Raw genomic sequence first — 19,754 nt, forward strand, 5'->3', positions numbered from 1 at the left:
CCTTCTACCTCAAAGTACAGCCTGAAGATTTTGAGCAGCTTCGTTCAGTTCTTCGGTAGCCACTTTTACTTGAGTAATACCTATGGCTGTTTCTTCTGCTCCGGTGTTGACTGCATTGATTGCAGCGACAACTTGTTGTACTGTAATTGCTTGCTGTTTGGCAGTTTGGGTAATTTGTTGGGTGTTGAGGAACACGTTGTTAACAGCATCAGCAATATTTGTAAATACATCTCCCGTTTCTGCTACTAGCTTAATTCCTTGTGTCGCTTTTTTTGTGCCTTCATCGGTCACCATAATTGTGGAGTTAATCGCTGCTTGGACTTCATTAACTAGAGCATTGATTCGTTCTGCTGACTTTTTACTTTGGTCGGCGAGTTTGCGAATTTCACCCGCCACAACGGCGAAGCCTTTTCCTTGGTCACCTGCGCGTGCTGCTTCAACTCCTGCGTTGAGAGCTAGCATATTTGTTTGATTTGCCAAATCCGCTACGAGATCGGACACTGTGGAAATTTGAGATGTTTGTTCGCTCAAGCGGACAATTTGGTTGGCGATCGCAGTCACCTGGTCTCGCAGTTCTGCAATCCCTTCCACTGTGAGACCAACTGTTTTTGTCCCACCCTCAGCAAGAGTTAAGGCTTGCTTTGCTCTTTGGGCTGATAATTCTGCTTGTTCTGCTGATTGAAGTGCAGACACTCCTAATTCCTGCATTGTGTAAGTTGTTTGACCGACAGAAGCAGATTGCTCAAAAACGATCTGCTCCTGCTTGCTAACAGTAGAAGTAATATCTTTTACAGAAGATGAAACTGAATCTGAAGCATCTTGGATTGCCTTAACAATAGTAGATGCGAGGATATAAGCGATCGCTAAGGAAATAATAACTGTGATGAATGTTCCCAAACCGGCAACAATTTGTACAATAGTTGCTGATTGTTTAACATCTTGAAGCAACACGGCTGTAATTCTTTCCTGCTCCCGTTCAAATTCCGTTTGTAACTCCTCAACTTCCTGTAATAAAGTTCTACTTTTTCCTTGTTGAAATATTTTGATGGCTTCATCTTTCTTGCTAGATTCTATCAAGTTTACAATTTCTTGAGAAAATTGCTCGATCTCATCTCCCAGTCGGCGAATCTGTGTCAATCTTTCTTTTTGTCGTGGAGTCACAGAAATTTTTTCAAGTGACTGAATAGCTTTTTTATATTCAGTTACTGATTCTTTATAGTCTTTGTTCAAGGCTTCAGGAAGGTCATTAAATATCAATAAACCGCGCACAGATCTTTCAAATCTTGAAATACCTAATGTTAATTGAGCAGTTTCTTTATCAGCATTTTTAGCTTCTTCTACTTTTTGAAAAGAGACATCTAAATTTCTATAATTTAAGAAAGCTAACCCGTTAAGTAACATCAATAGTAAAAGTGGAAATGAGTATCCCAATATAATTCTTTCTCTCAGTTTAATTTTGGTAAACATATATTGTATATCCTTATTTTGGTATTTATAGGAAATAGAGATTGCGGTTTAGAAATTAGTGACTAGGAAATCGATGTTCGAGCCATAGTAGCCAATCTAAATTTGTTCATTCACTATTAATCCTCCTTCTGTTAAGATCTTGGGTAAATCTAAAATACGAAGAATTTGGTCTTCAAAAGGAACAAATCCTTGAAGATACTGTAGGGTATCATCAAATGAAGTTACACTTAATGGTAAAATTTCATCCTGTTTGAGCGCAACGACTTCCAAAACTCGATCTACAGGAAACCCAGCAAGAATATCATGGACTTGAAATACAACAGCTTTAGAACCAAGGGTGATGGGAGTAGTCGGAAGATTCAAAACATGACGAATATCGACTAAGGTAATAATCTGTCCTCGCAAATTCATATTACCGAGAATATGTTTTGGACAGCAAGGAATAGGTTTTAAATTTTGAATATTGGTAAACTCTCTCACCAATTCTAAATTCAGACCAAAATATTCATCTCCAAAACTAATGACAGCAAGAGAAATTTTTTCAATCTCAGTCTCCAACCTGACTGTTATGCCTTGAAGTTCTAACGCTCGCTGCTGAAAAATTTTTCTTTCTTCTAAAGTTATGTATGGGCAATAAAGATCGTAAAAATTTGGAACCGAGCTTTCCTCAAGTAACTGATAATTATCTATAAATTTTTCTTCTTCAACAGCTTTTTTTCTGGTATCTAGTTCACTTTCTAAATCCCAAATTAAAGTTAGTAAGTCATCTGGATGACGGATCAACTGCTGAGAGTTAAGCAACCAAACAGCTTGCGAATTGACTTGAATAAATCCAGTTATAACTGAAATAGTGCGATCGGATATATCTCCTTGTAATATAGGTGTTTCGATAAGATTATTATCGACTTCTATCATCTCTAAAATTTCGTGAACTATTATGCCAATTTGTAAGCTTTCCCACTGTATGATGATGAGAAAATCGTTTATATGGCAATTTTTTAGTGAATAACCTAATAGTAAATCGAGATGTAATACGGGGATGAGTTGCTGTTTTAAATAAAAGACTCCAATCAGATCGCTGTTGGTATCGGTAACAGGTATAAGTTCCGGAAGAGGAAAAATTTCTTGAACAAATTCTGCTTCAATACCGTATAGTGAATCGTGGAGCAGGACTGTTAGATATTTACTACTTTGATACATATATAATACCGTTTTAAAAAAAGAAAATACACCCCAAGAGTCCTATAATGAACGGAGCTTCAAAAGCACGAACGTAACAATATGATTTTCCCTAATTTGTTAATAAATTTCACGATTGTACTAAAGAGTTGTATAAAATTCATCTCTATTTAATTCTTTGAATTGATTTACCCATTAAAAAATTTTGCTGGATGTAGTTTGGCTTTTAAAGCCTAAAGCACGAAAACGTGATTCACGAGAGTTTGTTTCAGCAAGCTTTTTTTCTTTAACATATTTATCTACAATTTTTAGTAAGGCTTCTGGTTCAAATGGCTTCGTTAAATAATGGGTAGTACCTGCAATTTGACCTCGAAGTTTATCGGAAAATTTATCTCGTGCTGTTACCATAACAATAGGTAATTGCTTAAATCTAGGAATACTGCGGACTGTGCGACAAAACTCTAATCCGTCAATTTCTGGCATAGTTACATCCAACAGCAAGAGCATAATTGGATGAGTATTCAGCATTTTTAAAGCTTCTACAGCATTGCTTGCAGAGAAAACTTGGTAGTCTTCAACCAACGCTCTCTTAATAAGAGCCTGTACGACTGGGCTGTCGTCAACACTCAAAACAATTGGACGTTCTTGCTCTACAGGAACAGGAACGTCTGGAGTCACAGTTTGAGTTTGGGATGGTGTTAGGAACGTGTTTTCCCTTATAGAAAGCAAATTCGAGGCTGACCACACTTTGTAGCATTGAGCTAGTTCTAGTGGATCTTGATCTAATTCTTCAGCAATATCTATGAGCGATCGCCTACCATCCACCCTCTCAAGTAAGTGTTGCTGTTTGTTATTTTCTATGATGGCTCGCCAACGACCGGACAAAATTTGAGGAATAGCCTCCATACTGGGGACGATTGGAGCCAGAGCATCCCATTTTTTTTGGCGTTCTCCCACTTCTTGAAGCAGCGCGTACCAGTTCAAGGTATGACCATCAGTTCCGTAACTCAGATCGATCTGTAGTGTATTGTCCACCTGCAATTGTCCGGAAAATGAATGGGTTTGTTCCAAGACTTGCGCGACTTGAGTGCGGACGAAGGTTTCAATCTCCTCCCATTTGAATACTCTTATCCGAACGATATGTTCTAACAGTTCTCGAAAAGATAAGGGATTTTGTAACTTTTGCGCGGCGTATCTGACAGCTGTATCCGCCCAGCTACTGCTGCACTTTACCCCAATTTGTCTGGCAAATTCTTGATTGGTGAGAGTTTTTATTCCACCGTAAATAATTTCGCCGTTGTTAAAAACTAAAACACGTTTTCTAGGTTGTTTATCCGGATGAACGAAGGCGCTGATATCAACTAAGCCACTCACTCGCTGACATCGCAGATCTTCAAGCTCATTCTGTAATTCTCCAGCTTGATATTGTATTTTTCTTGACATCATCTAAACCCAATTAGCAGGCATATATTTCAACATCAGATCTAGCAAAGTAAAGGCAGAGCCCAATCTGTGTATAATTTTGTAGATAACCTGCCTGAGCGATCGCCATCGCACAAATTTTGCAACAGTTCCAGATGTCTGAAGTGGAGTACAAGACATAAATTGATACCTACCAATCCTACTTTGTGGGGATAAGCTTTAGCAAATTTAGCTTTCTTGGAACGATAAGAAAGGTAGCTGACCTATTATACTGACAATAACAATGTCTTTAATGCTACTTTCTTTTGAGGTTCAGTGAGCTCGTTTACTTAGCTTGACTAGAGAGATTTCTGGTAGATACACCGGAACTATGTTGAGATGTATTGTAACAATTGAGATGCACCAAGTCTGGACTTCTTAACAAAGGCTTTTCTTAGAGCGACGGTCTTTACTATATCCTTAACTATAAAGAGAGGTTATGCATAAAACTTAACTGCATATTATCTCGCATATTCAAAGCTACCAGACAAAGTGCCAAAAAGCAAGAGCAAGCTCCACGTGCCTTTCGCGAAGCTCACACGCAACAGCTTATTTGTAAAATTTCTCCGAACTTAGTATATAGGATAATGTCACTTATTTCACTAAACTTTCCTAGTTGAGGAAAAACAGAATTGGGCTGTACACCACACAAAATTCCTCTGTATCATTTCTAAAGTTTGTCCTTTTGCTCTGCTCGCAGATAAACATATTAAATTATCATAATCATTACAAAAAAAGAGTGAGCGTTTTTGATGAGATCCTTGACTTTTTGAACAAGTTTAAGACTGACGCACTCTACAAGGAAACAATGATATGCACTAATTAAACTGCAACCTTGACAGGTTTTTGTTCAAAATAAATTTACAAAATGCTCACCTATTTCCCATATTTTATACTTATTCTCAAATTAAAAGTTCTACTTAGATCGAAGTAATGCATCTGAAAAACGCTTTAAAGCAAAAGTTTCACCTAATGCACGTAATTATTTTTTGGACAATGCAGAAGTTATAAAGCCAAAAATTTTACATAAGCATACGAGGAAATTTCATATGGCTCGCGTACACATAGCGCTTTGCATCTCAATGAGGTAAACCCCTCCCCAACCCAGACATTGGTATCCGGATAGGTACTCGGTTCGGGTGGCTAGGGTATTGCTGTACTCGTCCAGTAGAAATCTGCTGTAATTATTTGCTTTGAACAGTTTCTATACTATTACGAACATCTTGACAAGGAGTTAAAATTACACTTTTCAATAACCTTTAGTAGCTTTTTTGGCTTATGACTTATTTATTACTTTAGATCGATGATAGCTATCAAATTCGCTTACTCTCTCATTTTTAGCTTGATTTTAAGCTGTTAAAAACGAATTGCAAACTTAGAAAAGTCAACAAATCATAACATTGTGACAAGATTACTTAAAATAAAAGTTATTTTTATTACTTTCAAAAAGTATCATATCTAATATTTTGTGAAACTCATTAAGATTTAACTTATAACGAAATTTTGAATAGTGTAAAACGCGGAAATAACGTAATCTCAAGGGAATTTGATAGCAAAAGAAGCGAAAATTGCCTTCTGTACTTCCATCCTTGAATAGCCAAAATCCTAAGAAATGGTATGAGGAAGCTCTTTTCATTGAAATATTTTAGACAATGTAATATTTATATATTTGTTCTGAAAAAAATCAGTAAAATTCCAATCCGCTTTTTTAATATTTATTAAAAGATAATTTTGGGATGATAAAATATATTCATTTATGAGAATAAAAATAGTTTTCATATCAGAAAGAATAGTAATTTTACTAACAATTAAGTCAAATCTATTTCTATTAGATGAAGTATGTAGCAAGCTCAGATTAGATATTCTGCAAGATTTTTTTAGCAATTATTTATTGCTATTAAGTCAGTAAATTTCATGCTTAATATATGTATGAGGGAATTTCTAAATAGCCATTCTAAATAAGTCATAAAGAGGAGTTTATGATTCTAAGTGACAAACTTTCAATTTGGAAAGCAAATGAGTATAACTTCAATATTTTTGAAGATTCCAAAATTAATCTCGATCGCGTAACACTAAAGATTGATAAAGTTGTAGAAATGTCTGAACAAGATCAACAGAAGCTGTTTGAGACATTCAATAAGTTTAAGTTTGTCATACTAGAATGCGATCCTTCTCCCAATCCTCAAGAGAATTTATTAGCTTTAGGGAAGTTTTTTGGTTCTGTTAAGAGACACCAACGTTCCGATCGAAATGGTATTGTTCCAGTTGAAAATCTAGGCAAATTAGCTCCTGAAGATCAGATTTCTGCTACCAATCGACTGCATCCAATACATACAGACGGTTCATTTGACATGGACCCCCCTAAGGTAGTTGCCATGCAGTGCGAGATCCCATCTAAACATGGCGGATTGTCTCAAATTGTTTACGGTCAGGATGTCTATGAGTATTTACTAGAAAATTATGTTCAAGAGTTGTATAAGCTGTTTGCCAATCCATTAACCATCACAAGAGGCGAACGAACAGCTACACGACCAATATTTGTTGAAAAAGAAGGCAGAATATCGATTGCATTCCGATCTGATTCAGTTATTTCAGTAGAAATGAATTTTCAAATAGAAAAAGGTTTTAGAGTTATTAAAAATTACGTTAACGAGCCGAAAAATCAATTAATTTTTAAACTTAAAGCCAATCAAATTTTGTTGATTGAAAATAATAGTGTCTTACATGGAAGAACTTCTTTTCCAGATAATGAAGTTCGTAAAATAAATAGACTGTGGTTTGATGGAGTTTCGGAATATGCTCAATACCTAAAATTTGGATTTCTTCCTAAGACTAAAATTTAGATTTTGAAAGACTCTAAGAAAAAGCATCTACATTGGTTCAAAAACTATGACCTTTCCTGAGAATTACTTCATCATATTCATTCTTGCGATCGTTTCTTTTATTCTGAGCTATTTTGGCGCTTCAGTAGGTCTAGTTCTGGGTAATATCCGGCTTCCTTTGCTTGTATATGCTTTACAAGCATCCACCAGTTCAATCGGTATTGCAACGGGTACAAACCTAGCAACTTCTGCTATGGGATCGATCGCAGGCACTTATTGTCATATTAGAGAAGGTCGTGTCAATTTTCGATTGTTATGGGCGATTGGTATACCTTCAGGGCTTGGTGCTTTTATCAGTATGCTTACCTTTGCTCGTATGGAAGCATATTGGGCAAAAATTCTTATAGGAATTATACTTATTTACTCCAGCTTTCAAATAGCTAAGAATCAAAAAACAAATTTAGTTGGAAAACAGCATTCTACTCAACAAAGTTTATTACTTGAGGTAGCAATTGGGGTTGTCTTGGGATTGCTATCCGGTGCTGTAGGCTTAGCGCTTGGTAGTATGAGATTGCCCGCAATGATTCGAGTTTTGGGTATCGATCCAAAGGATGCCGTAGGAACCAATTTGGCAATTAACCTTATTACTGCCAGTATTGGTGCAGTCACCAGTATTTTGACTTTAGGCGTTCATTTACCACTTCTTTTATTTCTCGTACCAGCAACTATACTAGGCTCATACTTAGGAGCACGTTCTGTGAAAAAGATCGATACGTCAAAGCTTCGTAAGCTAATTGCTTGGGCTTTGGCTGCTACGGGAACGTTTATGATTGTTGAAAGTTTGCACTAATTTGTGTTGATTGTATTAAGTTTCCCAAAGAAAATCAGAATACGCCTGCCTTCTTATACCTTCATAGTCTTGCCTTCTTAAGGAGAAAAAAATGGAAGATAATAACAAAGTTTTTCACGTAGCTATTCCTTGTAAAGATTTAGATGAAGCTGAAAATTTCTATGTGACAAAACTGAGGTGTAAATTGGGGCGAAAGTACTCAGATAGAATAACTTTAAACTTCTTTAGTTCTCAGTTAGTGTGTCATCTATATCCCGAACAAGTTGATTCGATGCCACAAATGTATCCAAGGCATTTTGGCGTCATTTTCCAAAATAAAGAAGATTTTAATACGGTCTTGGAATTAGCCAAACAACACAATCTTGAATTTGTTCAAGAAGTAACGAGAAAACGTCAACAAGAAGCAGCAGACCAGTTGAATTTCTATTTAAAAGATCCATCTAATAACGTTATTCAGTTTAAATTGTTTCTAAAAGCGGAGATGGTTTATTAAGCTTTTTAGGATATTCACGGAGTTCGCAAGTTCTATTGAAGTCAAAAATTACCGATGACGAATTATTAATTAGTAAGGTGGACTTTGCCCACCTCAAGCGCCTGGATTCAATCTAGGGGTCACTTAAGCTTAGCGTATGGGAACGAGTTCTGCCTTTTCAACAATCTGCTGACCTTCTTTAGACAGTAACATCTGGATGAAAGCGTATCCGGCTAGTTCATCGATCGTACCATCTTGACGAAACACAATAAACAGACGCCGGGTAAGGGGATAGGTACTATCCCGTACTGCATTGGTGTTGATCCGTTTATTATCTTCTATGAATGGTTGTATATATTCTTGGGTATTTGCTCTAGCAACAGCAAGGGGACGGATTGTTTGTTGACCAACAATGGGTCCAACTCCTCCAAAAGAAATCCCTCCAGGCGTAGAAGCTACTTTACGGATAGCATCAGTGTAATCAATAATAAATTGCACTCTCGAACTAACTTGCTCAGCTTTTGAACCGAGAAATTCACTTAATAAAGTGGAATTCTTAGGGTCTCGAGAAAAAGGTACGATTGACAGATTTGGTCCTCCTACTTGGCTCCAGTTAGTTATTTTACCCGTGTATATATCTTGAAGTTGATTGACTGAAAGCCCAGGAATAGATATGTCTCGATGAGTAAAGAAGACAAACATATCCAAGGCGATTGGCACTTGCTTTAACTGAAAGCCTCGTTGTTTAGCCATATCATAATCAGCATCTCTGAGAGATGCTCCTTGTAAAGTCAAGCTAAGTTGGCTATCGAGCAGCATAGTTATACCCTTTCTCCCACCTGGTTTACCCTCTCTGGGTAGAGTGTAACGGAGGCGAAAATTGGGGTGCGCTCGGGCGATCGCATCATTCAGACCCCGAGCGGTGAGCGCTGCAAAAGTAGCACCTCCGCCATAGTTAAATGTACCTTCCGGTACATTGGGTACATCTTTTATAGAGTTGTAGAGTTTGAGATCGGGAGAAATGTCTGCATTGTTGCTGCTAGAACCGGAACCTACAAGTCGATCGGAATTGCTCACATTGCTAACAGTTATAAATAAAGAGTAGATCAACCAACTCAAAAACAAAAACAGCAAACCAAAAACAGAGCGCACTATCCAAGGTGTTAATAGCAAATCTTGAACGGGTTTTGGCTTGGGTTGAGTAACTGCTTTACTGTTTTCCCCTATAGAAACAACATTCAAGGGCTTACCACATTTCCGACAGCGTTTAGCTTCAATAGGATTTTTATCATAACCACAATGGCTGCACTCATTAGTCTTTTGATTGTTCAATTTGCTGGGATTCATTCTATTCTCTCTAGGTATATTTTTGCTGACGGTATTGCACCCAGGAGATGCTTGTATTGTAAAATTTTTATTTAGAAAGAAAAGGTTGTACGGATTGTTCCTATATAAATTGTGTTATTGTCATTATTATGTTCTGGATTGAAAATGACCAACACACCAGGAGTAATGCTCAAATTATCATTGACTCGCAAGCGGTAAAGAGCTTCTAAGTGATAGGAGGTGTTGGGGTCTTCAATAACATCACTATGTGTGACTTTTGGTGGCTGACCAAAGACTATTCCAAGCACATTTCCTTCTTTACCCAAATCCTTCAGTGCGATCGCACCAGCCCAGTAGAAAATATCCGCTTCCGCACCCTCAAACGGACCTGCTTGGGCTTCTGCATTTGTATAACCTACCCAACCTGAAATATCCAACTTTGAGCTAGGACGGAAACTTGCTTCTAAACCATAATTATTAGCTGTCGTTGCAAAATTACCAAATGGACGGCTTGCATTAAAACTACCCGTGGAACCAAGAAGGTTCACACCTCCTTCGTTATTAAAGTAACTTCGTACATAAGTTAGGCCTACATTGAAGGCTTTACTGGGGCGAAATGCAATCTGACCAAGAGCTGCATAAGAACCATTAAAAAGACCAAGTCCCAAACTAGGGTCACTAGCTTGTGGTGCTAGAAAGCCTACTGAAGCACTGATAGGTGAGTTAGGCCCAAAGGTAAGTGTTGCACCAGCTGCATTGTCAGTCGTTCGGTAAATGGGGCTGAACCTTCCATAACGGGAGAGAGAACCACGACCACTGCTTTCAAAAGAAGGGTTGAAGACGTAAATGCTATCGTTGATCTCAGTTTGAGCGGCAAGTGTCACACGCAGCCCAGTACCTAAGTTAAATTGATAGTACAGATCGTTAAGCTCAACATCGTTGTTTTCATTCCCATCAAACCCCAAACGAGTCATGTTTGTACCCGTTGTCCCTGTAGAATACTGGGTAATATTCCGAGCTTGTAACCGCACTCTTAAACGGTCATTTCCAAAAAAGCTAGCGTCAAAGTTCAAACGAACTCGGTCAGCAAAGACAGTGTTATCTGCCACATCTCTATCTAAATTTCCAAAATTACCCGCACCATAAGAGTTGAGCAATGCTTGAGCTTGTGCGGTATTAAAACCCGTTAAACTAGCTATGCGGTTCACAACTTGGGTTTGGTTTGCCAAGTTAACACCATTAAAGTCATCGCGATCGAGTCCGTAAGGAAATGCTCTATCATCTCCGAAAGCCTCAGCTACATTAAAAATCACTTCTCCAGTCAGTTTAGTCGTGGTAGAAAACTGGTTTGCTTCTAGTTCGGCTGTGCGGGCTTCCACAGCATCAACACGACCGCGCAAAGTAGACAATTCCGCCGCAAATTCTTCTTGTAAGCGCTGTAAAGTTGCTAAATCTTCCCTTTTAACCAAATCAGCCGTTGCTGTGGCAATCAGTTCGTTCACCCTATCCAAACAAGCATTTAAACCTGCTGCAAATTCATAACGCGTCAAAGCGCGGTTTCCGCGATACGTCCCATTAGGGTAACCAGCAATACAACCATACCGTTCTACTAGAGATTGTAATGCTTGAAAAGCCCAGTCTGTAGGCTGTACGTCAGAAAATTGAGATACTGATGTAACTTGGCTTAGGCTTTCCGACTCTTGAGACAATTGCTCAACAGATACTACCGATTCTTTGATTTCACCAGCCAAGGTGCGATCGGCAGCACAAAATAGAGCGACAAATAGCACCGTAGTGACTTTAAGAAGTTTACAAAGTTGTTTTGTCATCATTATTAATCTCACTCACACCTAATTTTCTTTTGTCTGCTAGCGCCTCTACACCCCATTGTCAGTAGCATTTTATGGCACTTTAAATCAGCCCATATCAATTGATATAGGTTCTCTCATTAAGCTCTTTATTTAGCCTGTTAAGGTAGGCTTCCCTTGGATAGCCCACACTTCCCGTGTAAGGTCTGGTATGACGCTAAAACCCTGTTTTACTGAGATTTCGCTTCGGACTTTAAGTAAAAAATAGCTATATTTATACAGCGGCAATGCAATTTTTAATAGCAACCACGCGATCGCTTAGTACACCCAATATGATTATCATTTTTTTTTGAGAATATCATCGTAAAAAAATGATTAATCGCAAAAGTTTTTTACGAGTATCTCGCACCATTCAAATTATCAAAGAAATTCTCAAAAGGCAAGTTTCTCCGCGTACATACTGAAAACTTTCAGCAGCGATCGATGAATCTTCATACTTACAATGTAGGAAATTAGAAAAATGAATCGATTTCTGTTTTTCCAAAATAATCTGGAGGGGCTTCTACGTGGTATTTAGATGCGTAGCGGGAATTAGTATCACCGCTCGTCGGTCACTGATTAGCGATCGCTGACTTTCAGAAACCATAGGAAACCCGATCGCGTCAAAATAAAGAAAAATATTATAGTGGACTCTATCGCTTGAAAACACGCTCTCATTACTGGCATCTCCTACCATATATCCGACCCCAATGGCAAACAATCCTTAAAGGATTTGTTGGCATTATAGGATATGTACTGGCAACCCTAGCACTGATCTCGCTTGTCAAGGAATTGTCAAATGCCTTTGGCAAAGGTAATGCGATCGCAATTGCCGAAATTCTGGGTATTTTAGGTGGCGTGTTTCTTGTGAGGGGCTTTTTTCAGTCCGTACAAGATATCTACATGGCAAAAGCTGCTCTGAGAGTTGCTTTTCACGTCCGCAAGCAGGTTTACACCCATCTCCAAAAATTAAATTTCAGCTATTTTGAAACAGCAAAAGCAGGCGATCTATCTTACCGACTTACCGAAGATATAGATCGGGTGGGAGAAGTCGTACACAAACTTTTTCACGATTTTATTCCCTGCTCCTTGCAGTTAATAGCCATTCCCATTTATATGATTTACCTCAACTGGCAACTTACGCTCACTACAGTGATTGTTGCACCGTTGATGGGTCTTTTGATTGGATGGTTTGGCGAACGGTTGCGATTGTTCTCCCTCAAAAGCCAAAATCGTGTTTCAGATTTATCATCTATACTGACTGAAGTTTTTAGCGGTATCCGTATAGTACAAGCTTTTGCAGCCGAAGATTATGAGATTGCTCGATTTAGCCGTGAAGCCGAACGTGCTTTAAAAGCAAAATATTCCACCGAACGGCTTAAAGCCATTCAAATTCCCATTGTTGGTTTTCTACAAGCAGTGAGTTTTTTGCTGCTTTTATTGTTTGCCGCATGGCAGATCGATAGCGGTAATTTGACTGTAGCAGAGTTTTTTAGTTTCCTAGCAGCAGCTGCATCCTTAATCGATCCCATAAGTCACACAACTAACAATTACAACGAATTTAAACAAGGCGAAGCGTCAGTTGACCGTGTTTTCGAGTTATTAGCTATTCAACCAACAGTTGTAGAAAAACCAGATGCTATCATACTTCCAACTGTTACCGCAAAGGTAGAGTATCGTCACGTCTCCTTTGCCTATAAATCCGGCGAACCCGTATTAAAAGATATTAGTTTACTAGCAATGCCAGGAGAAGCAATTGCTTTAGTTGGTGCTTCTGGTGCAGGTAAAACGACTTTTGTCAACCTCTTACCTCGCTTTTACGATCCGAATGCAGGTCAAATCTTGATTGACGGTGTGGATATTCGGGATGTGACACTGCACAGTTTGCGGCGACAAATTGGTATTGTTCCTCAAGAAACTATCATGTTTTCTGGAACCATTGCTCAAAATATCGCTTTTGGGCGAGATTCGTTTGATATGGCAGATGTTGAGAACGCAGCTAAAATTGCCAACGCTCATAAATTCATCTCTCAATTACCAGATGGTTACTATACCTGGGTTGGGGAAAGAGGCGTCAATTTATCAGGCGGACAAAGGCAAAGAATTGCGATCGCCCGTGCTGTTCTCCTCAATCCCAGAATACTCATCTTGGACGAAGCGACGTCTGCTTTAGATTCTGAATCAGAAGCTTTGGTGCAAGAAGCATTAGAAAGGCTTATGGAGGGGCGCACTGTGTTTATTATCGCTCATCGTTTAAGCACGGTACGACGGTGCGACCGCATTTTAGTTCTTGAAAAGGGACAAATTGTAGAATCAGGAACTCACGAGGAATTGTTGGCGTTTGAAAACCGTTATGCACGGTTCTATTCCCAGCAATTTAGCATGAAATAATTTAGTTTGAGATTGGAAAGAATTTGTGTCTGCGGCTTGAGTGCTTACTATGACAAAACTAACTTCAGAAGCAACCAATCTTTGCAAAAAATATAAGCTGACAACTCAAGGATTCCTTTTTGTTATTGCAATGTGGTTGGTTAGCCGCCTTGTTATTGTGGTTGCAATGCAAGTCATTGCTCCAATACTTTACACATCTCCAGTACAAACACATTGGCGAACTGCACATCCACTTGACTTTGTTCCCGGTTTTATTCCCGAACCCAGTTGGGAGCTCTTTTCCCATTGGGATGGTAAATGGTATCGGCGAATTGCACTGACAGGTTACGACTATTTAGATGACGGGCAACAGCATTCTATTGCTTTTTATCCCCTGTTTCCTTTAGTGATTCGTGGGGTAATGATGCTAGGCTTACCCTTTGAAGTTGCTGGTACACTTGTCAGCAATCTGGCTTTTCTTGGTACTTTGCTGCTGTTATATTCTTGGACAAAAGCTCGTCATGGTATTCACATAGCCCGGTGGGTAATTGCTGTCTTTGCTTGGTGTCCGTTTTCACTCTTTGGGACTGTCATTTATACTGAAGGTTTATTTTTATTGCTAACAACTGCGGCTTTACGAGCATTTGACAAACGCCAGCACGTACAAGCAGCTGTTTGGGGTGCATTGGCAAGTGCAACTCGTGCTACAGGAATCACACTTATACCCGCTTTCCTTTTTGTGGCTTGGAGAGAAAAAAGACCTGCGATCGCCTATGCAGCAGGTTTGGCTGTGGGGATTGGGTTAGTTTCATTTAGTTTGTATTGTGGAATTCGATTTGGCGATCCCTTGGCATTTGTTCGCGTACAGAAAGCATGGGCGCAGCCAAATTGGTGGTTTATCCTGAGAGATGCAATAGCCGTAGGTAGAGATAGCTTAATTAAAGTTGTAATGGTTTTTGGTGGCGGATACCTGTTATGGTACTTACGCACCAAAATAAGCCGTGTTGCTATCGCCTATGGTTTTTGCTCGTTGTTATTGATGATTTTTTCCGGTGCTCTCATGTCCGTCAACCGCTATGCTTATGGCGTTGTGTCCTTATCTATAGCTTTTGGAATGTTGCTTTCGCAACACCTTCGTTGGGGCTACGCTATATTAACCTGGTTCGCCATATCGCTTTTTTTCTACGCGATTGACTTTGCAATTTGGAATTGGGTAGCGTAGGAGGATAGGGGGGACAAGGGAGACAAGGGGGAATCTGTATACAAATTCAAAATTGAAAATCCAAAATGACATCACCTGATTGTTTTGAGATTGTCAATCTGTTCTGAGAATAAATCTGTAAAAATGCTCATAACCGTGCGATCGCGTACCTTAATATTCGCATTAATTGACATTCCCGATTGAAGTGGGACTTCTCGATTGCGAACAGCCAAAGATTGACGTTCTAAGCGAATTTTGACAGGAAAACTGTAGTAAGGACGAATTTGGTCTGGTGGTAAAGCATCAGAACCAATCCAGACAACTTCTCCTTTAATATCACCAAACTCGCTAAAAGGAAAAGAGTCAATTCGGACATCTACTTTCATTCCCTCTTTAATAAAACCAATATCTTTATTGGTGATATAAACTTTTGCTGTCAGATCTTCAGTTGGCACAATTTTGAGGACAGCTTGGCTGGGATTAGTCACAAAACCAGGATAACGCGCTTGTAAATCAAAAACAATTCCGTCTGATGGCGATCTCAGTTCTTGGTATTGTAAATTTAACCGTGCTTGACTAATTTGATTTTCTGTTTCAGCGATCTTTTTATCATTTTCTAAAATTGTCTTGTTCAATTCACTGTCAATTTGAGCAACTTGTTTGTTATTACTAGCAATTTGAGTGAGCAATTCTTTTTTTGCTGCTGCAATAGTATTTTTGAGCTTTTCTTGTGATTGAGCGATCGCAAAGCGCAAACGTGCTTGCTCTTGCGTTAACCGTTCCACATCTGCTTGATGAGTACGAACTTGCTCTTTCTGTTTGAGGAACTGTATCCGAGAAATTGCTCCTTCTACCGCAAGAGGTTCAAAACTGTTGAGAATAGTCTGATTAACCTCTCGAATATCCCGAGCAGACGATAATTGCGCTTGGTTTTCATTGAGTTGTTTTTTTAATTGATCTGTCTGCAATTGGTCGGAGGAAACTCGAGCCTGCAATTCCGCTTGACTAAATTCTATACGAGCCGCTTCCTCGGGCGAAAAACTTGGATTCTGATATTGTCCATTTAATTGAGCGCGGTAAAGCCGATTTTCTGCTATTAACGCTGCTCTGCTCTGAGTCAAAGAAATCAACCCTGGAGGTAACTGGATTTGCGAGATCGATAACGATGTATTCGAGCTTGTATTTTTACCAGCAAGCTGCGCTCGGTAGAATTGATTCTCCTGCATTAAAGCAGTACGAATTTTGAGAAGTGAGATTAATTGAGACCTAACTGCTGTGGGATCTAGTCTTAAAAGCACATCACCACGGCGGACTCGTTGTCCGTCTTTCACAAGGACAGCTTTTACGACTCCAGCCACGGGAGCCTGCACTTCCTTCACGGTTCCTTGAGGTTCCAATTTTCCTTGACTGGGAATTGCTTCCTCAATTTTCGCGAAATGTGCCCAAATCAACACTAAGGCTGTGACTCCTAAAATTCCCCAAAGGATAGCTCGCGACCAGATTGGCGATTGTCGCAGGACAACAGAGCGAGCAAATTTATTATCTTCAGTAGAAGTATTTACAGGTACTCTAACTTCGGGTTCTAACACCCTTGATGACGGAAGCGGTTCTGGGTTGCATTGAATTGATTTGTTCATGGTTGATTGTTGTTTGTTAGTGGTTGTTTGTTATTTGTTTTTCTAATAACTACTAACTACCAGCCACTAACTCTTGTTGTTGATAGAGGCAGTAGTAACGACCTTTTTGCGCCATAAGTTCTTCGTGGGTTCCTTGTTCGACAACGGCTCCTCGATCTAATAGCAAAATTACGTCAGCATTCTTAACAGTGCCTAAACGATGGGTAATAAAAAAGACAGTGCGATCGCGAAATGCTGCTGCTAAATTAAGGCAAACTTCTCGCTCTGACTGGTAATCTAAAGCACTCGTTGCTTCATCTAAAATGAGTAAGCGAGGATTTTGTAGAATTACACGAGCAATTGCAATGCGCTGTCTCTGTCCTCCTGAAAGAGCTGAACCTCTTTCTCCTACTCTCGTGTTATAGCCATTGGACAGAGACATGATAAAGTCATGTGCTGCAGCTATTTTTGCTGCTTGTATAATTTCTTCGGGTGTCGCATCTGGATGAGTCAACGCTATATTCTCCTGAACTGTTCCATCAAATAAGAGAGAATCTTGAAGTACCATACCAATCTGACGGCGTAGGGAATACAGTTCTACTTTGGCAATATCATAGTCATCAATAAAAATTCTGCCTGATTCTGGTTCGTAAAGTCGTTGTAAAAGCTTTGTTAAAGTGCTTTTTCCTGAGCCACTTTGTCCAACAATTCCAACAAATTGTCCGGGTTGAAAATCAATATTAATATTTTTCAGTTGCAATGAACCGTTAGGGTTAAAGCGAAAAGAGACATTTTCATACTTAACAGCCCCACGAATAGAAGGCATAGGAATGTTCTGACGGTCTAACTCTGTAACTTCTGCAGGACTATCCAAAATATCACCAAGCCGTTCTAGAGAGAGTGCTGTCTCTTGAAAGTTTTGCCACAATTGCGTTAAACGCAGTAACGGTGCTGTCACGTAACCAGCAATAATGCGAAAGGCAATCAATTGTCCTAAAGAGAGTTTTCCTTGAAGAACTAAGGATGCTCCTACCCATATGACTAATAAACTAGAAACCTGGTTGAGAAAATTACTTGTGACGTTAGCACCAGTAGAAGTAACAACAGTTTTAAAGCCAGCATCGACATAGTTAGCATAGCGCTCTTGCCACTGCCAGCGCGATCGCAACTCTATATTTTGTGCTTTTACTGTTTGAATACCTGACATCACCTCCACCAAATAAGATTGAGCTTCGGCATTGCGTTCTGCTTTATTTCGTAACTGCTGTCGGATTACGGGGGAAACTACTATTGTTAGAAAGGCAAAAAGTGGCACAGTTGCTAGAGCAACTAAAGTTAGCAACCAACTATACATTGCCATCACCACTATATAAATGACGGAAAACACAGCATCTAAGACCACTGTTAAAGCAGTTCCTGTAAGAAATGAGCGAATGTTTTCCAATTCCTGAGCGCGAGTGGCTAACTCTCCTACAGGACGTTTTTCAAAATAACGCAAAGGTAGACGTAGCAAATGGTCAATAATTTCTGAGCCTAAAGTGAGGTCAATGCGGTTAGTTGTATCAACAAATAAATAGGTACGCAGGCTTGTCAGGAGTCCTTCAAAAAAAGATAAAATTAACAGTAATATACCTAAAATATTGAGAGTACCAAAACTATTTTGTATAATAACTTTATCAATAATGAGTTGAACGATCAGAGGATTCGCCAAACTAAAAATTTGAACCAAAAATGAAGCAAGTAGGACTTCAAGGAGAACTTTACTGTATTTTATCAAGGAAGGAATAAACCAACGCAAGCTAAATTTTTGCTTGGGTGTGTACTTAGTTGGTTTAAGTAGTAATACCTGACCTTCTGCACCCCAATTTTCGATAAAATTACCTATTTTTTGATGTATTAGCCCTATTTCTGGTACTGCTAACACAAGCTTTTGTTCGCTGATTTCATAAAGGATAGCAAAACTATCTTGCCATCGAATCATAGCAGGAGGTTGCAGCTTGGTAATTCCAATAGCATTGATATTGTTAATTAATTGAGCATTTAATCCTACTAATTCAGCAATAGCACCACAAAGTTGTAATGACAAAGTTTGAGTTCGCTGAATTTGATTATCTAGCACTTTTGCGATCGCATCTCGACGAAAAGGAATGTTCCAATATTGACTGAGCATATGAAAACAAGCTAGAGTTGCATTCTTTGGTCCTCGACCTTGAATGTAGGGATAATTGGAATTAGGCGAACCCGATTGATAAAGAACTCCTGCTTCTAATTTAGGTGGATTTTCTGGTGCATAGAAAATTGCTTCGGAAGAATGAATTGTAAAAGAAGAATCAAAATCTTCATCGTCGATGCTTTCTACTTCATCCTCTTTAAGTGGTAAACCTATCAAACGAGGTTTAACAGAACCTTGTCCTACGATTTCACTTGTCTTAGTTTTAATGTCTAAAAGAGTTCCTACAGGAAATTTTTCAGAAACTTTACTACTTATAAACCAATCTAATGTAGGATCGAGTTGAACATTAGTTTTTTTATTTTTCCCAAGAGTCAGAACAGTTGCTTCGTTAGATAACTTGAAAGCGAGTTCTGCAATATCGGATACAGCATAAGAGTTTAGTATAGCTTCACTATTAGCTCGTCGCGCCAGTTCAATACCTAATAATTCAAAAATTTCAATAATACTACAACGATTGTAAAATTCTAGCGCAAATGTTGGATAGTTCTCTAATAAGCTTAAAAATTCTGTTGCAGGTAAATTTACACAAATTGTTTCCTCCGAAGCAATGACTGTTTCACAAGGAACTCCCCTTATCAAACTGACCCAACCCAAGATTTCCCCCGATTTAAGTAGTTGCAGTGTAATGGGCATTTCAGTATTTGGATCGTTCGCTAGTAAACGTGCTTGTCCCTCATAAATAATTGATACTTGAGAGGATATATGTTCGTGTGTGAGAATTATTTGACCCATGCGATAACGCAAAAGCTGTAGCTTAGGCAACAACTTTGCTAGTTCTTGTGCTGAGAGTTGACTAAAAGGGATTAAGTTGGTTAAGAAATCTTGAATAGAGGCTTTAGTATGACTCATGAGTTTTGAAATGATTAGTTGTTAGTTGTTAGTTGTTAGTGGTTCTTGTCCACTAACAACT

13 protein-coding genes are annotated in these 19,754 nt (G+C 38.9%); 5 read left to right on the forward strand and 8 right to left on the reverse strand.

Features of this window, described 5'->3' with window-relative positions; translation table 11 throughout:
* Positions 1 to 9: 9 nt before the first annotated feature.
* The 4 genes from HC643_RS07845 to HC643_RS07860 form a co-directional block, all read right to left on the reverse strand.
* Complete coding sequence (locus HC643_RS07845) at positions 10 to 1,467, reverse strand: methyl-accepting chemotaxis protein (protein ID WP_038072263.1); 1,458 nt, start codon at positions 1,465 to 1,467, stop codon at positions 10 to 12.
* 96 nt (positions 1,468 to 1,563) lie between these two features.
* Positions 1,564 to 2,667, reverse strand: a complete 1,104-nt coding sequence (locus HC643_RS07850; RefSeq protein ID WP_038072260.1) for a chemotaxis protein CheW — start codon at positions 2,665 to 2,667, stop codon at positions 1,564 to 1,566.
* A 174-nt stretch (positions 2,668 to 2,841) separates the two neighbouring features.
* Complete coding sequence (locus HC643_RS07855) at positions 2,842 to 4,092, reverse strand: response regulator (RefSeq protein ID WP_237265853.1); 1,251 nt, start codon at positions 4,090 to 4,092, stop codon at positions 2,842 to 2,844.
* Positions 4,093 to 4,248 carry a hypothetical protein gene (locus tag HC643_RS07860; protein WP_153021520.1) on the reverse strand — a complete coding sequence of 52 codons (156 nt, stop codon included), beginning with the start codon at positions 4,246 to 4,248 and terminating at the stop codon, positions 4,093 to 4,095.
* Between the two features lie 1,838 nt (positions 4,249 to 6,086).
* On the opposite strand from HC643_RS07860, the gene HC643_RS07865 reads away from it, so the two are divergent.
* The 3 genes from HC643_RS07865 (at position 6,087) to HC643_RS07875 (ending at position 8,272) form a co-directional block, all read left to right on the forward strand.
* On the forward strand, positions 6,087 to 6,950 hold the full coding sequence (locus HC643_RS07865; RefSeq protein ID WP_167844636.1) for a TauD/TfdA family dioxygenase: 864 nt from the start codon (positions 6,087 to 6,089) through the stop codon (positions 6,948 to 6,950).
* A gap of 46 nt (positions 6,951 to 6,996) precedes the next feature.
* A complete protein-coding gene (locus tag HC643_RS07870) occupies positions 6,997 to 7,779 on the forward strand; it encodes a sulfite exporter TauE/SafE family protein (RefSeq protein WP_050046296.1) in 783 nt (260 codons plus the stop codon).
* A gap of 91 nt (positions 7,780 to 7,870) precedes the next feature.
* Positions 7,871 to 8,272 (forward strand): VOC family protein, encoded by a 402-nt coding sequence (locus tag HC643_RS07875; protein ID WP_038072254.1) that lies wholly within the window; start codon positions 7,871 to 7,873, stop codon positions 8,270 to 8,272.
* A 129-nt stretch (positions 8,273 to 8,401) separates the two neighbouring features.
* On the opposite strand, the gene HC643_RS07880 is transcribed toward HC643_RS07875, so the two are convergent.
* Together HC643_RS07880 and HC643_RS07885 are read right to left on the reverse strand one after the other, a co-directional pair.
* Entirely contained in the window at positions 8,402 to 9,598 is a 1,197-nt protein-coding gene (locus HC643_RS07880; protein ID WP_038072252.1) for a substrate-binding domain-containing protein, read from the reverse strand.
* A 71-nt stretch (positions 9,599 to 9,669) separates the two neighbouring features.
* Complete coding sequence (locus HC643_RS07885) at positions 9,670 to 11,406, reverse strand: iron uptake porin (RefSeq protein ID WP_038072250.1); 1,737 nt, start codon at positions 11,404 to 11,406, stop codon at positions 9,670 to 9,672.
* A 678-nt stretch (positions 11,407 to 12,084) separates the two neighbouring features.
* Here HC643_RS07885 and HC643_RS07890 point away from each other — a divergent pair.
* Both HC643_RS07890 and HC643_RS07895 read left to right on the forward strand, forming a co-directional pair.
* Positions 12,085 to 13,815 carry an ABC transporter ATP-binding protein gene (locus tag HC643_RS07890; protein ID WP_038072248.1) on the forward strand — a complete coding sequence of 577 codons (1,731 nt, stop codon included), beginning with the start codon at positions 12,085 to 12,087 and terminating at the stop codon, positions 13,813 to 13,815.
* Between the two features lie 49 nt (positions 13,816 to 13,864).
* On the forward strand, positions 13,865 to 15,016 hold the full coding sequence (locus tag HC643_RS07895; RefSeq protein ID WP_050046295.1) for a mannosyltransferase family protein: 1,152 nt from the start codon (positions 13,865 to 13,867) through the stop codon (positions 15,014 to 15,016).
* A 71-nt stretch (positions 15,017 to 15,087) separates the two neighbouring features.
* Here the strand turns inward: HC643_RS07895 and HC643_RS07900 are convergent, their stop codons facing one another.
* The gene (locus HC643_RS07900; RefSeq protein ID WP_050046294.1) at positions 15,088 to 16,632 is read right to left on the reverse strand and encodes a beta-barrel domain-containing protein; all 1,545 of its coding nucleotides are present in this window, start codon (positions 16,630 to 16,632) and stop codon (positions 15,088 to 15,090) included.
* Between the two features lie 52 nt (positions 16,633 to 16,684).
* On the reverse strand, positions 16,685 to 19,693 hold the full coding sequence (locus tag HC643_RS07905; protein WP_038072246.1) for a peptidase domain-containing ABC transporter: 3,009 nt from the start codon (positions 19,691 to 19,693) through the stop codon (positions 16,685 to 16,687).
* Between the last annotated feature and the right edge of the window lie 61 nt (positions 19,694 to 19,754).

Source organism: Tolypothrix bouteillei VB521301 (assembly GCF_000760695.4).
Lineage (GTDB): Bacteria > Cyanobacteriota > Cyanobacteriia > Cyanobacteriales > Nostocaceae > Scytonema > Scytonema bouteillei_A.